The 14,369-nt window shown below is 71.2% G+C and carries 13 protein-coding genes; 7 read left to right on the top strand and 6 right to left on the bottom strand.

The window, feature by feature from the left end:
* Window positions 1–10: 10 nt before the first annotated feature.
* From AB0E85_RS17085 to AB0E85_RS17105, 5 genes are all read left to right on the top strand, one after another.
* Window positions 11–625, top strand: coding sequence for a hypothetical protein (locus AB0E85_RS17085; protein WP_361927383.1), 615 nt, complete (start codon window positions 11–13; stop codon window positions 623–625).
* 28 nt (window positions 626–653) lie between these two features.
* Complete coding sequence (locus tag AB0E85_RS17090) at window positions 654–1,457, top strand: DUF817 domain-containing protein (RefSeq protein WP_361927386.1); 804 nt, start codon at window positions 654–656, stop codon at window positions 1,455–1,457.
* Between the two features lie 123 nt (window positions 1,458–1,580).
* Window positions 1,581–2,411, top strand: a complete 831-nt coding sequence (locus tag AB0E85_RS17095; protein WP_361927389.1) for a PP2C family protein-serine/threonine phosphatase — start codon at window positions 1,581–1,583, stop codon at window positions 2,409–2,411.
* Between the two features lie 51 nt (window positions 2,412–2,462).
* Window positions 2,463–3,467: an MASE1 domain-containing protein gene (locus AB0E85_RS17100; protein WP_361927392.1), complete on the top strand. Its 1,005-nt coding sequence runs from the start codon at window positions 2,463–2,465 to the stop codon at window positions 3,465–3,467.
* A 59-nt stretch (window positions 3,468–3,526) separates the two neighbouring features.
* Entirely contained in the window at window positions 3,527–4,024 is a 498-nt protein-coding gene (locus tag AB0E85_RS17105; protein WP_361927394.1) for a molybdenum cofactor biosysynthesis protein, read from the top strand.
* 15 nt (window positions 4,025–4,039) lie between these two features.
* Here AB0E85_RS17105 and AB0E85_RS17110 read toward each other — a convergent pair whose 3' ends face one another.
* From AB0E85_RS17110 to AB0E85_RS17120, 3 genes are all read right to left on the bottom strand, one after another.
* Complete coding sequence (locus tag AB0E85_RS17110; RefSeq protein ID WP_033308879.1) at window positions 4,040–4,699, bottom strand: YceI family protein; 660 nt, start codon at window positions 4,697–4,699, stop codon at window positions 4,040–4,042.
* 190 nt (window positions 4,700–4,889) lie between these two features.
* Window positions 4,890–5,822 (bottom strand): transferase, encoded by a 933-nt coding sequence (locus tag AB0E85_RS17115; protein ID WP_361927397.1) that lies wholly within the window; start codon window positions 5,820–5,822, stop codon window positions 4,890–4,892.
* Window positions 5,819–7,084 carry a glycosyltransferase family 4 protein gene (locus AB0E85_RS17120; RefSeq protein WP_361927400.1) on the bottom strand — a complete coding sequence of 422 codons (1,266 nt, stop codon included), beginning with the start codon at window positions 7,082–7,084 and terminating at the stop codon, window positions 5,819–5,821. Before AB0E85_RS17120 ends, AB0E85_RS17115 begins: the two co-directional genes overlap by 4 nt.
* A gap of 217 nt (window positions 7,085–7,301) precedes the next feature.
* Here AB0E85_RS17120 and AB0E85_RS17125 point away from each other — a divergent pair, with 217 nt between their 5' ends.
* Together AB0E85_RS17125 and AB0E85_RS17130 are read left to right on the top strand one after the other, a co-directional pair.
* On the top strand, window positions 7,302–9,020 hold the full coding sequence (locus tag AB0E85_RS17125) for a VanW family protein (protein WP_361927403.1): 1,719 nt from the start codon (window positions 7,302–7,304) through the stop codon (window positions 9,018–9,020).
* Window positions 9,021–9,136: 116 nt separating this feature from the next.
* Window positions 9,137–10,528 carry a Tat pathway signal sequence domain protein gene (locus tag AB0E85_RS17130; protein ID WP_361927405.1) on the top strand — a complete coding sequence of 464 codons (1,392 nt, stop codon included), beginning with the start codon at window positions 9,137–9,139 and terminating at the stop codon, window positions 10,526–10,528.
* 46 nt (window positions 10,529–10,574) lie between these two features.
* On the opposite strand, the gene AB0E85_RS17135 is transcribed toward AB0E85_RS17130, so the two are convergent.
* From AB0E85_RS17135 to AB0E85_RS17145, 3 genes are all read right to left on the bottom strand, one after another.
* Window positions 10,575–11,354 (bottom strand): carbonic anhydrase, encoded by a 780-nt coding sequence (locus AB0E85_RS17135; RefSeq protein WP_361927407.1) that lies wholly within the window; start codon window positions 11,352–11,354, stop codon window positions 10,575–10,577.
* 177 nt (window positions 11,355–11,531) lie between these two features.
* Entirely contained in the window at window positions 11,532–13,757 is a 2,226-nt protein-coding gene (gene katG / locus AB0E85_RS17140; RefSeq protein WP_361927410.1) for a catalase/peroxidase HPI, read from the bottom strand.
* Window positions 13,758–13,834: 77 nt separating this feature from the next.
* Window positions 13,835–14,272 (bottom strand): Fur family transcriptional regulator, encoded by a 438-nt coding sequence (locus AB0E85_RS17145; protein ID WP_361927413.1) that lies wholly within the window; start codon window positions 14,270–14,272, stop codon window positions 13,835–13,837.
* Between the last annotated feature and the right edge of the window lie 97 nt (window positions 14,273–14,369).

Genomic DNA, 14,369 nt, shown 5'->3' on the forward strand with positions numbered 1-14,369 from the left:
GAGGCCGCCCATGATCGCTCTTCCCGGCCACCGGGCGCCCGTGGAGTCGCCTGCCGGGGGCCCGTCCGGCCTTCCGGCGCCGGGGCGTTTCGCCCATCTGCACCCGGACGACGGTGCCTGTCTGATGGAGGCCGCCGCGCTGCTGGGCACCGGCCGTTTCACCGACAGTCCGGCCGGTACGCATCCGGCCCTCGCGGCCCTGGCCCGGGTGGTCAACGACAACGTCGCCGACGACACCCGGCATGCGCTGTGGCCGCTGGCCACCGACCTCGCCGACGCCCGCCCGGCGGGCCGTTCCTACGCACCGCTGCTCGTCGGAACGGTCGTGGACGCGGCACGCCGGGTGTGTCCCGCGTCACGGCGTCTGGCGCGCAACGGCCGTGCGTGCCGGCTAAGGGCGGACAGACTCGCCGACGCGCCTGCGGGTGGTCCGGCGGTCCGGACCGCCGATCTGCTGTGGTGGCGCGGGCCGGGGCGGCGGCGCCTGGAGCAGGCGCTCGGGGTGCTGTGCGCCGCGCCGGAGGCCGACCGGCTGCTGTCCCTGCTGCTGCGGCAGGTTGTGACTCAGGCGAAGGGGACCACGGGCGTCCCGGCTGCGTGCAGGGAGGTCCAATGCAACCGGTAGCCGCACCGGCCCCGTCCTACAGGGCACCATGATCCCTGCAAGCATCGCCGGCCCCTTGTCCGCTCCGGTTCGCCACCTGCTCGCGTTCGCCTGGACACAGACGCGGGCCTGCGCGTTCGCCCTCGCCCTGCTGTCCGGCGTGGCCGTGTCCGCTCTGCTGCCCGAACTGCCGGTGGCGCGCTACGACTTGCTGGTCGTCTACGGTGTGCTGCTCACGCTGCTGTTCTGGGCTCGCGGCTGGGAGAGCGGGCGGGACATCGCCGTGATCGCCGCCTGTCATGTCATCGGTCTGGCCTTCGAGCTGGTGAAGGTGGCGCTCGGCTCCTGGAGCTACCCGGAGCCGGCGGTGCTGAAGTTCGCCGGTGTCCCGTTGTACGGCGGGTTCCTGTACGCGGCCGTGGGCAGCTACGTCTGCCGGGCCTGGCAGCTGTTCGATCTGGGGCTCGTGCGGTATCGGCCACGGGCCACGGCCGTGGTCGCCGCGGCCGTATACGTCAACTTCTTCAGCCACCACTGGCTGCCCGACGCGCGCTGGGTGCTGGCCGGGCTGCTCGTGGCCGTCACGCTGCGGACGTCGGTGTGTTTCACCGTGCGGGGAGTACGCCGGCGGATGCCGCTGGCGCTGTCGTTCGTGCTGATCGGGTTCTTCCTGTGGGTGGCGGAGAATCTGGCGACCCTGGTCGGCGCATGGCGCTATCCGTATCAGCAGCACGGCTGGGAGCCGGTGGGGGTGGAGAAGTTCGGGGCCTGGGCGCTGCTCATCAGTGTGACGTTCGTGCTGGCGGCGGTGGGGCGGCGGACGGGTCCGGAGGCGGAAAGGGCAGCTCCGTGAGGGCTTGGGGAGAGCGTGGAGTCGTCGCGAAAGCGTTCACCTGCGTATCATCCTATGGACGTAAATCGGGTGATGTGCCCTCTCGGTCGTCACCTACCGTGGCCATGCTCGCCGGAGTGATCAATGTCCCGCACCGGCACGACGGACGACGGCGACGAGCTGCTGACCAGGCTCGGGGCCCTGACCGCTCAGGCGCGCGCACACGCCGAGATGCAGCGGTCCCGGGTCGAGCTGGCGATCGCGCTCCAGCGCGGCATGCTGCCGCGGGACCTGCCCGTCGCCCGCCGGCTGCATCTGGCCGTGCGCTACACACCCGCGTGCCAGGGCCTGAACGTGGGAGGCGACTGGTACGACGCCTTCACCCTGGGCGACGGCCGGATCGGTCTGGCCATCGGTGACGTCCAGGGCCACAACATCGAGGCCGCGGCCTTCATGGGACAGGTGCGGGCGGGGCTGCGGGCGCTGGCCTCCGTCACCGGTGAGCCCGGCGAAGTACTGGCCAGGACCAACGACCTCCTGCTGTCCCTGGGCTCCGACCTGTTCGCCACCTGCACGTTCATGCGGCTCGACCCGTGTGCCGGGGTGCTGGAGAGCGCGCGGGCCGGCCATCTGCCCTGCATCTGGGCCACGGCGGACGGGAAGTCCGGCGTCACCGAGGACGAGGGCGGACCGCCCCTCGGGGTGCAGGCGGGGATGCCGTACCCGGTGACGCGGTACGAGCTCACCACGGGCAGCGTGTTCGTCCTGCTCACGGACGGTGTCGTGGAGGGCCCCTCGATGCGGCTGGAGGAGGGCCTGGACCAGGTGACGCGTCTCGCTGGCATCGCGGCGGTGGCGGGCATGGACGTGGACGCGCTCGCGGCCGCCGTGATCAAGGGGGCCGAGCGTGTGGGGCACGACGACGACGCCGCCGTCCTGGTGGTCGGCCTCGACGGGCCGGACGCTCAGCCATAGGGCCGCACGACACCGGCTCCCACCTCGCCGAGGCGGCGGCCCCGGTGTCTGATGGCTGCTGTGGTGGGTAGCAAGGGTCTGCGTACACCGGTCGTCGTCACTCTTGAGACGCTGGCCGTCGCCACCTGCTACTACGTCTCGGCGCAGCTGGGGCTGTTGCGGGAACTGGTCGTCGAAGGCGCGGTCGTCACCCCCATCTGGCCGCCCACCGGCGTCTCGGTGGCGTGCCTGCTCCTCCTCGGGCTGCGCTGCTGGCCCGGTATCGCCCTGGGCGCCTTCTTCGTCATCCTCTCCCTCACCTCCCTGACGCCGTCCGCTCTCTGCGTCCTGGCGGGCAACACGGCCGCCCCCGTCGTCGGGTACCTGCTGCTGCGACGGGCCGGCTTCCGCACCGATCTCGCCCGGCTGCGGGACGGTCTGGCCCTGGTCTTCCTGGGCGCGTTCACCGCGATGCTGATCGGTGCGACCACCGGCGCCGGCACCCTGCTCGCCACGGACAGGATCGAACAGTCCGGCTTCTGGGCGGTCTGGCTGGCCTGGTGGGTCGGCGACGCCATGGGCGTGCTCATCGTCACGCCGGTACTGCTCCTGCTGTCCCGGATCCGCCTGCCGCTGCCCCTGTCGCGCTGGAAGGAGGCCTTGGGGCTCGCGGTCATCGCCTGCTGCCTCGTGCCCCTGGCCGCGCACAGCTCCGTCAGCCTGCTGTTCCTCGTCTACCCCCTGCTGATCTGGGCGGCCCTGCGGTTCCAGCTGGCCGGCAGCCTGCTGTGCGCCCTGTTCGCCTCGGTCATGACCACGGTGGCCGCGACCGACCGGGTGGGGCCGTTCGAACGGCTCAGCCGGATCGAGGTGATGATGAAGCTCCAGGCCTTCAACGGGGCGATGGCCCTCACGGCCCTGATCCTGTCCGCGGTGATCACCGAGCAGATCTACACACGGCGCTCCGTGGAGCGCGCCTGTCAGGAACTGGTCGAGGTCCTGGAGCACCTGACCGCGGGCGAGGCGGCGGACGGCCGGGCTCCGCTGGAGGACCGCGGGCCCGGGCCGCGGGAGTGACCGGCTGAGGCCCGGCCTCGCCGCTCGGAGGCCGGTTACCGAAACGTAGGGTGGGCGTCATGACCGAGGTGGAGGTACGTCAGCTCCTGGTGTCGCCCACGCACCGGATGTCCGGACGGCCGTCCGACGGTGTGTCCCCCGGCCCGTCCGACGAGCGGGTGACCCGGGTGGAGGTGCGCAGCGGGCTGGGACTGGTCGGCGACCGCTACTACGCCCGGCCCGCCCACCGCGACGCGGCGGTGACCATCATGGCGGCGGAGAACCTCCCGCCCGACGCCGATCTGCGCCACACCCGCCGGAACATCCTGCTCAGCGGCGTCGACATCGATGCGTACGTCGGTGCGACGGTCTCGCTCGACTGCGGCACCGGGCCGGTGCTGTTCGCCGTGCGGCGGCCCGCCCGGCCCTGCGCGTGGATGGACGTGACCGTCGGCCCCGGGGCGCAGCGGGCCCTGCGCGGCCGGGGCGGCGTGCGGTGCGCCCCCCTGAGCGACGGGGTGCTCACGCTCGGCCCGGCCACATTCCGGGTCGTGGCCGGGGCCGACGCCCCGTCGTGAAGTGCCTTGGCGCGGTCAGCCGCCCGCGGGTGGCGTACGGATGGCGGCGATGTCGAGCTGGAGGCGCACCTTCTCACTCACCATCGCGCCGCCCTCGGCGAGCCTGCTGTTGTACGTCAGGCCCCAGTCCGAGCGGTTGATGGTGGTGGTGCCGTCGAAACCGACCCGGTCGTAGCCGAAGGGGTCGGTGACATTCCCGATATAGGTCATGTCGAGTACGACGGGACGGGAGACCCCCTTGATGGTCAGTTCTCCCGACATGCTGAACAGGTCGGCGCCCGTCTGCTGCACCCCGGTGCTCGTGAAGCGCATCCGCGGATAGGTCGCGGCGTCGAGGAAGTCACGGCCGACCAGGTGCGCGTCGCGTTGTTCCACCCCGGTATCCACACTGGCGGTGAACAGAGTGATGTCGGCCCGTGACCGTGTGGGGTCGTACGCGTCGAAGTAGAGCCGGCTTTCGTACTCCAGGAAACAACCGCGCACGGTGGTCACCATGGCGTGCCGGACGGAGAAGCCGATCCTGCTGTGCGCGGGGTCGACGACCCATTCACCGGACAGATCGGCCAGGTTGGGGTCCGGCAGCACGGCAGTGGAGGAGGCCGGTGCGCCGACGGGACGCTGTGGGGGGAGCTGTGCCTGCCGGCGGGACGGCACAACGCGGTTGAACAGGTTCATGATTCATCTAGGTACTTGAATTTGGTTATAGCCGCAAGTCCCTCCCCGATTTGCGGCTGTTGAGAACAAGCCCCTGACCCTTTTTGCCGCCGCTATGCACAAAATCCACACATCGCTGTCGCGGCGCATCACCGAAACGACCATCCCAAACTCCAGGGATTTTCATTTCGGGCATTTCGGCGGATCGGCCTTACGTCACCTCTATCGCGAGGTCGTTGTCGACGGTGTAGTAAGGGCGGAGAGCGGAACCGTCCGTTTCGATCGCCGGGTAGACGTACACGTGCTTGCGGTCGGCCACGTCGTCGAGCAGCCGGCCCACCCTGATCGGCGGCGCTCCCTCCGTGGGGCGCACGAAGGCGTCCCAGACCCGGGCCGCTCCCCCACCGCCGCCCGCCAGGTCCCCGGGAGCGACGGTGAAGGAGAAGCCCCTGGCGTCGTCGTCGGTCCGGGGGCGGACGGTCCGTACGGTGTCGGTGCCGCGCAGGCGCAGACGCACGGCGGCGTCCGCCTGGAGCTCGGCGCCGTGCAGACGGCCCGTGACGGTCATGTCCCGGTCGGTGACCTCGATGGCGCGGGCCTCCGCGTGAGCGGGGCGCCGCCATGCCCTGAGGGCGAGGAAACCGTCCTTCGTGACGTACGGGATCCTGACCGCGACCGGCGTTGCGCGGTCGCGCAGGTGGCCGTCGACGAGGCTGCGCAGGTCCCGCAGGCCCGGGCGCAGCCGCCGGCGCTCGGCATCGGGTTCCGGCAGCAGGTACAGGTCCCAGCGGCCCTCGTCGAGGACGGGGTGTGGTTCCAGTACGGCGTGCCGGTGGCCGTCGGACCGGTCGGGCTCCAGGTCGAGGAGGTGGCGGGTCGTCTCAGAACGCCCCTTCTTGGGCCGCAGCCTCAGGAGCAGCCGGGGGCGTGCGCCGGGGGCCGACGGCAGACGGAAAGTGATCCGGCCGTCGCTGTCGATCGCGCAGTCGGCGCGCAGGGGGGAGCCGTGCTGCGGGCTCGTCGTCGTGATGTGCGGCGTGCCCGGCGTCCCGCCCTCGTGCCGCATGCCCGGCGGCCTCTGCTGCGCGCCCGGCGTCACGCCCTCTCGCGGCTCCCCCGGCGTCCTGTCTTCCGGTGTACTCATCGGCGTCCCTTCCGTATCGAGCGCAGCACGCCGGAGGCGGCGGCGTGGGCGGCGTCGCGGGCGGCGTGGCCGCGGCCGGTCAGGGCGCTCTGGGTGCGGTGGTGCTGCGGGGTGGCCGTCCGGCCGGTGCTCCTGGCCTCGGCGGCGGCCTCCAGGAGGCGTTCGGCCTGGGCGACGACAGGGCCGGGGGCGAAACGGCGCGCGTTGTCCAGGGCGGCCCGGCTCATGCGGTGGCGGCGCTCGTCGTCGCCGACGAGGTCCAGCAGGGCTGCGGCGAGCGCGTCACGGTCTCCGACCGGCACCAGCCTGCCGTCGGTGCCGTCCGCGATGATCTCGCCGGGGCCGTAGGGGCAGTCGGTGCTGACGACGGGCAGTCCGCAGCGCATGGCCTCGACGATGGTCATGCCGAACGGCTCGAAGTTGGAAGCGGCCGCGCCGATCGAGCCCTTGGCCCACTCGGCTTCCATGGGGGTGGCTGCCCCCATCAGGAACACGTTGTTCCACATGCCGAGCCGCTCGATGAGCTCCCGCAGCCTGGGCTGCTCCTCGCCCTTGCCGTAGATGCGCAGCTGCCAGTCCGGGTGCGCCGCGGCGACCTGGGCGAACGCCTCGATGAGGAGGTCGTAGCGCTTGACCGGAACCAGGCGGCCCGCGGCGATCACCACCTTGGCGGTGCTGTCGGCGGGAGGCAGGACGGGGTCGGGGACGCTGTTCGGGAGGGCCTCCACATGGACGCCGGGCAGCCACATCTTGCGCCGGTAGGCGGCGGCGTCCGCTTCCGTGACGGTGGTGATCACGTCGAGACGGCGGTAGGCGCGGCGCAGGGCGGTGCGCAGCCGCGGCGAGTGGTTGTCGAGCGTGAGGTGCTCCTGGCCGACGCGCAGGACGTGCTGCGGGGCCTGGCGGGCGATGTGCACGTTGAGGCCCGGGCGGGTGCCGATGACGACGTCGGCGTCGAGCGCCGCGAGGCACTCGCCGATGCGCTGGTCGGTCAGCTCGCTGTACTGGTGGTGACGGTATTCGGCGGGCGGGAACACCTTCGCGGGTCTCCGGTGCAGCGGATGGTCCGCCTCCTTGCGCAAGTCCACCAGCGCCCGCAGCCGCACCCGCGGATCCGGGACCAGGTTGGGGTGTTCCCGGTGGCGTAACGCGGAGACGATCTCCACGTCGTGCCGTTCGGCCAGGGCCCCGGCCAGATTGAACGTGGTGGTGATCGTGCCTCCGATTCCGTAGGCGTTGTGGATCAGGAAAGAGATCTTCATGGTGGCCTAGACCGTGTCAACGTCCCCACCGTTGTCCGTCGTTACCACTCTGTGCCCGTGCCCGGCGGCCGGGCCGGTCCGGCCGATTCCGGAATGATCTCGGACATAAGTGGTCTGGGCCATACCGGTTCGCCCCCGATGTATGGATAGCTTGATGTGTTTGCCCGCGCATCGTCGCGTCATCGGGTGCACCCTCGTATCGATCTTCTGGAGACCCATGCGCCCCCGTACCACCCTTGTCCCGCGCATCACCTCCCTCCCGCCCGTCGCCCTGGCCGGCGGCGCGCTGGCCGTGGGGGTCGGTGGTCTGTATCTCGCCGGGCTGCTCCTCACGGGCGGCCAGATCGACTCCGGCACGACCGTGCGCGGAGTGGACATCGGAGGGCTGAGCCGCGCGGAGGCGGTGCGGAAGCTGGAACGGGAGCTGGGCGCGGCCGGCGCCCGGGAGCTGCCCGTCGAGGTCGGGGACCGCACGGGCCGGCTCGATCCGGAGCGCGCCGGCCTCTCCTACGACGTCGAGGAGACGGTCGACCGTGCGGCGCGCACCGGCGCCGATCCGGTCAGCGTGTTCGGCGGGTTCTTCCGCTCGGGCGGTGACATCGAGCCGGTCGTGGACCTCGACGAGGACCAGGCCCGGAGGGCCCTCGGACAGCTCGCGAAGGGCCTCGACCAGAAGGTCAGGGACGGCGGCGTCGCGTTCGACGACGGCCGGGTGAAGGCGGTCACGCCGCGGACGGGGTACGCGCTGGACGTGAACGCCGCGGTCCGGCCCCTGCGCGACTCCTTCCTGCGCGGTGACACCGGTACGGCCACTTCCCTGCCCACCCGCGAGACCCGCCCGGAGGTGGCCGCCGGCGCGGTGGAGCGAGCGGTACGCACCTTCGCGGAGCCGGCGATGTCGGGCCCGGTCACGCTCACCGCCGCAGGCCGGCGGTTCTCGGTCGGCCAGGACGTGCTCGGCGAGCATCTGACCATGCGGCCGGACGGCAGCGGCGGGCTGAGACCTGACCTGGACGTGAAGGGGCTGCGCGCCGAGCCGTCCGTGGCCGGTCCCCTGGACGACATCACCACGACCGCCGAGAACGCGAAGCTGCGGCCGGAGGGCGACAAGGCCGTGGTGGCCGAGGACGCCACGGTGGGCCGGTCGGTCACCGACAAGGCGCTGGGCAAGGCCGTACTGCCGCTGCTCACCGCGTCGGGCGCCGCCCGCAGCGGCCAGGTGGAGGTCCGTGAGACCCGGCCGGAGGTGACCCGCGAGAACGCCGCGGAGCTGGGGCTGACGGAGAAGATGTCCTCCTTCACCGTCCACTTCGAACCGGCCGAGTACCGCACGAAGAACATAGGCCGGGCGGTGGAACTCATCAACGGCTCGCTCGTCAGGCCGGACGAGACCTGGAGCTTCAACCGGACCGTCGGTGAGCGCACCGAGGCCAACGGCTTCATGGACGGCATCATCATCCTGGACGACAAGTTCACGAAGGCCTCCGGCGGCGGTGTCTCGTCCGTGGCGACGACCGTGTACAACGCGCTGTTCTTCGCGGGGCTCAAGCCCGTGGAGCACGGAGCCCACTCGTTCTACATCGAGCGCTACCCGGAGGGCCGCGAGGCGACGGTCGCCTGGGGCAGCCTGGACCTGCGGTTCGCCAACGACTCCGGCAACTCCGTCTACATCCAGGCCGAGTCCACGGACACCTCCGTCACCGTCTCCTTCCTCGGCACCCGCAAGTACGACGAGATCAAGTCGGTCACGGGGCCGCGCACCGAGGTGAAGAAGCCGGAGAAGAAGGTGAGCGACGACAAGGAGTGCGTCCCGCAGACACCGCTCGAAGGGTTCGACGTCACCGTGGAGCGGGTCTTCTACGACGACGGCCGGGAAGTGAAGCGGGAGCCGTACCGCACGCACTACACGCCGCGTGACGAGATCGTCTGCGAGTGATCCGCTTCCCCTCCGCCTTCTCCGCCGACTCTCCCTTCCGACCGGAGCGTTGACCCCACCCCGGAGCGCCAGCACAATGAGCGCGCACTGATTGAGAGCGCTCTCAAGGGAGATCCATGACTGGCAGACAAGGCCCGGCGCTCAGCCGGCGTTCGCTCATCGGTGCCGGACTCGGCATCAGTGCCGCGGGGCTCACCGCCGCCGGCTCGGGACAGGCCCTCGCGGCCGGTGCCACCGGTGCGCGCCCCGCATCGGCCCCGGCGCGGGGTCTGGCCTTCCTCGCCGCCGCCATGGACGCCTACCCCGACCACGGCGTCCTGCGTCTGGCCCAGAGCTACACCGACCAGGCCGGCTTGTTCAGCACCGCGTTCACCTATGACAACGCCCTCGCGATCCTCGCCCACCTCGCGGCCCGGACCTCGGCCGGCCTGACCAGGGCCAAGGCGCTCGGAGATGCGCTGCTCCACGCCCAGGGCCACGACCCGGCGTACGACGACGGCAGGCTCCGGCAGGCCTACAACGTCGGGCCGTACACCTTCTACGACGGCTCGCTCCAGCCCGACGGCTTCGTGCGGGCGGACGGGACCGTCAACGTCGGGATGCAGTTCGGCTTCACCGGCACCGCCGTGGGTGACATGGCCTGGGCCGGCATCGCGCTGAGCGCCCTCGCCCGGCGTACCGGTGCGCGCCGCTTCCTGGACGGTGCCGTGCGGATCGGCGGGTGGATCGAGCGGAACGGCCGGACCGACGAGCCCCTCGGCGGTTTCAAGTTCGGGGTCGACGGGGCGAATCAGAAGCTGCCGTTCACCTCGACCGAGCACAACACCGACCTGATCTGCCTCTTCGGCCGGCTCGCCCGGCTCACCGGCGACCGGGTGTGGCTGGAACGGCGGGGGCAGGCCGAGGCGTTCGTGCGGCGGATGTGGGAGCCGTCCGGCGGCTTCTTCTACACGGGCACCAATGACGGTGTCACGGTCAACAAGTCCCCGGTCCCGGAGGACACCCAGACCTGGACGCACCTCGCGCTCGGCTCCCGCCGCTTCTCCCGTTCGCTGGACTGGGCCGCGGCCGAGCTGGCCGTCACGGACCACTCCGGACGCGTCAACAGCACGGTGCCCGCGGGGCAGTCGTACGAGGGTGTCACCTTCAGTTCGGCGAGCCTCCTCGCGAACGAGGACACCCCGATCGCAGCCGGCCAGCCGAAGCCCGACCGCAACGGCGTGTGGTTCGAGGGGACGGCCCACCTCGCGCTCGCCCTGCGCGACCGGGGGGCGCGGGGGGACGAGGGGCGCGCCCGGCGCCTGATCGCGTCCACCGAGCAGGCCCAGGATCTGCTGGGCGGCGGTCAGACCGTCGGCGGGAAGGCACTGCCCGAGCGCTGTGGGGTGGTGTCCGCGAGCAGTCCGCTGGACACCGGATTCGGCTTCGGCTACTACCCGTACCGGCACACGGGGGCGACCGCCTGGTACGTGATGGCGGCGGCACGGTACAACCCGCTGCGGGCGTGATGGAGCGGCCCGGTCCGCTGTCTCTTGCAGCGGACCGGGCGGGTGGTCAGGCCAGGCGGTGGACCGCCTGGGTGGTCAGTTCGTAGCGGGCACCGACGATCGCCAGCTTGCCCGCGCCGATCCTGGCGGCCAGTTCGGGTTCGGCGGCCAGCCGGGAGCGTACGAGCCGGACGTTGGCGCTCACGGTCGCGTCGATCCGGGCGTCCCCTTCCTTGCCGTGATCGATGGCCGGGCCTATGTGGTCGACGAGGTACTGCATGTGGGCGGGCAGTTTCGTCCCGGATTCCTCCGCCTCGACGGCGGCCCGGACGGCGCCGCACGACTGGTGCCCGAGGACGACGACCAGGGGTATGGCGAGTTCCAGGACGCCGTAGGCGACGCTGCCGAGGACGGCCTCGTCCAGCACCTCGCCGGCGGTGCGCACGGTCATCAGGTCGCCGAGGCCCTGGTCGAAGACGAGTTCCGGGGGCACACGCGAGTCGATGCAGCCGAGGACGACCGCGAAGGGGTGCTGGCCGGTGGCCAGCGTCCGGCGCAGGGCGGGGTCTTCGTGCGGGTGGCGTTCCTGGCAGGCGCGCCAGCGGCGGTTGCCCGCGGCCAGTTCCCGCAGGGCTTCGGCGGGGGTGCCGGGCCTCGGGTGGGGGTCCCGGGTGGGGGTGGCGGCGGTGGCCGGCCGGGCGGCGCCGAGGCCCGCGCCGAGCACCGCGGCCCCGGTCAGGGCGGTGCGCAGCAGGGTGCGGCGGACGGTACCGCCGGTGGTGGGCCGTGCGGCGGCGGGGTGCGGCGCACGGCCGGCGCCTCTGTGGGAAGCGGAATCTGTGTTCACGACCCGAACGTATGCCCGTCCCGGCGTGCGATCGCGTTCCTTGCCCTTTCATGGTGAGAGTTGGGTAAGTGATGTTCTTACCTTGAACGGTTTTTGACGATCCCTCAGGCAACGCTGCCGGGACAACGCGGGACGCCCCGGGCCGAGGGCCCGAGGCGTCCTGTCGTGCGGAGGTGATCAGACCAGGTCGAACCGGTCCAGGTTCATGACCTTGACCCACGCCGCGACGAAGTCGTTGACGAACTTCTCCTTGGCGTCGTCGCTCGCGTAGACCTCGGCGAGGGCGCGCAGCTCGGAGTTCGAGCCGAAGACCAGGTCGGCCCGGGAGCCGGCCCACTTGACCTCGCCGGTGGCCGCGTCGCGGCCCTCGAACGTGGTCTGGTCCTCGGACGTCGACTTCCACTCGATGCCCAGGTCGAGCAGGTTGACGAAGAAGTCGTTGGTCAGCGAGCCCGGCGTCTTCGTGAGGGCACCGAGCTGGGACTGCTGGTAATTGGCACCCAGCACCCGCAGGCCGCCGACCAGGACGGTCATCTCGGGGGCGCTGAGGGTGAGCAGGTTCGCCCGGTCGAGCAGCAGGAACTCGGCCGGCAGGCGGTTGCCCTTGCCGTGGTAGTTGCGGAACCCGTCGGCGGTGGGCTCCAGCGCCTCGAACGACTCGGCGTCGGTGTGCTCCTCCGTGGCGTCCACACGGCCCGCGGCGAAGGGGACCTGCACCTGGAAGCCGGCTTCCTTGGCGGCCTTCTCGACGGCGGCGGTGCCGCCGAGGACGATCAGGTCGGCCAGGGAGACCTTCTTGGCACCGGCACCGGAGTTGAACTCCTGCTGGATGCCCTCCAGGACCCGCAGGACCTGCGCCAGCTCGTCGGGCTCGTTGACCTCCCAGCCGCGCTGCGGCTCCAGGCGGATACGGGCGCCGTTGGCGCCGCCGCGCTTGTCGCTGCCGCGGAAGGTGGACGCCGAGGCCCACGCGGTGGACACCAGCTGCGAGACGGACAGACCCGACTCCAGGAGCTTGGTCTTGAGGGTCTCGATGTCGCCGCCGTCGATGCTCTCGCCCTCGGCCTCCGGCAGCGGGTCCTGCCACACCAGCGTCTCCGCCGGGACCTCCGGGCCGAGGTACAGGGACTTCGGGCCCATGTCACGGTGGGTCAGCTTGAACCAGGCGCGGGCGAAGGCGTCCGCGAATTCCTGCGGGTTCTCGTAGAACCGGCGGGAGATGGGCTCGTAGATCGGGTCGAAGCGCAGCGCCAGGTCCGTGGTGAGCATCTTCGGACGGTGCTTCTTCGAGGAGTCGTGCGCGTCCGGGACGATCTCCGGGGCGTCCTTGGCGACCCACTGGTTGGCACCGGCCGGGCTCTGCTCGAGCTCGTACTCGAACTCGAAGAGGTTCTTGAAGAAGCCGTTGCTCCACGCGGTGGGAGTGCTGGTCCAGGTGACTTCGAGGCCGGAGGTGATGGCGTCGCCGCCCTTGCCCGTGCCGTAGGTGCTGCGCCAGCCCAGGCCCTGCTCCTCCATGGAGGCGGCCTCGGGGTCGGCGCCGACGTTGTCGGCCGGGCCGGCACCGTGGGTCTTGCCGAAGGTGTGGCCACCCGCGATGAGGGCGACGGTCTCCTCGTCGTTCATCGCCATGCGGCGGAACGTCTCGCGGATGTCGCGGGCCGCGGCGAGCGGGTCCGGGTTGCCGTTGGGGCCCTCGGGGTTGACGTAGATGAGGCCCATCTGGACGGCGCCGAGCGGGTTCTCCAGCTCGCGGTCGCCCGTGTAGCGCTTGTCGTCGAGCCAGGTGGTCTCGGGGCCCCAGTACACGTCCTCCTCGGGCTCCCAGACGTCCGCGCGGCCGCCGGCGAAGCCGAAGGTCTCGAAGCCCATCTGCTCCAGGGCCACGTTACCGGTGAGGATCATGAGGTCGGCCCAGGAGATGGACTGGCCGTACTTCTTCTTCACGGGCCACAGCAGGCGGCGGGCCTTGTCGAGGTTGCCGTTGTCCGGCCAGCTGTTGAGCGGGGCGAAGCGCTGCTGGCCGGCACCGGCGCCGCCGCGGCCGTCGCTGATGCGGTAGGTGCCCGCGCTGTGCCAGGCCATACGGACCATCAGGGGGCCGTAGTTGCCGAAGTCGGCCGGCCACCAGTCCTGCGAGCTGGTGAGCACCTCGGCGATGTCGCGTTTGACGGCGGCGAGGTCGAGGGCCTGGAACGCCTCGGCGTAGTCGAAGTCCTCACCGAGGGGGTTGGCCACCTCGGGGTTCTTGGCGAGGATCTTCAGGTTGAGCCGCTCGGGCCACCACTGGCGGTTGCCGCCACCCTGGGTCGGGTGTAGAGCGCGGCCGTGCGCCACGGGGCAACCGCCTCCCGTCTCCTCCGACTTGGAGTCGGTGACGATCGCGTCGTGGTTCTCAGTCATGGAAATCCTTCCGGACGGGGTGGATCACGGTGCTCGGGTGGATCACGTACTCAGGAACGCTGCGGTGGATCACGTGCTCAGGTACTGCGAACGGTGGAGCAGGCGGGGCACAGGCCCCAGTAGATGACCTCGGCCTCGTCGACGGCGAAGCCGCGGTCGTCGGACGCGGTCAGGCAGGGGGCGTGGCCCACCGCGCAGTCGACGTCGGCGACGGCTCCGCACGACCGGCACACGAGGTGGTGGTGGTTGTCACCGACCCGCCCCTCGTAGAGGGCCGGGCTGCCGGGTGGGTCGAGGCGGCGTATCAGTCCCGCCGCGGTGAGTGCGTGCAGCCCCTCGTAGACGGCTTGGACGGAGATGTGGCCCACGCGGCCGCGCACCTCGGAGGCGATGGCCTCGGCACCGAGGTGGTCACCGTCCCGTACGGCTTCGAGCAGCGCGACGCGGGCGGCCGTCACCCTCAGGCCGGCACCGCGCAGCTCCTCGGCGGTGGTCGGGTTCCCGGATGCGGTCATGCGGACAACCTAGGCACACAAACACGACCTGTTCAAGAAAACGAACGGTTCAATTTTGGTGTCGTGCGTGTGGAGCCGTGTGGGACGGCTTACTTGA

This window comes from Streptomyces sp. NPDC029044 (assembly GCF_040637495.1).
Classification (GTDB): domain Bacteria; phylum Actinomycetota; class Actinomycetes; order Streptomycetales; family Streptomycetaceae; genus Streptomyces.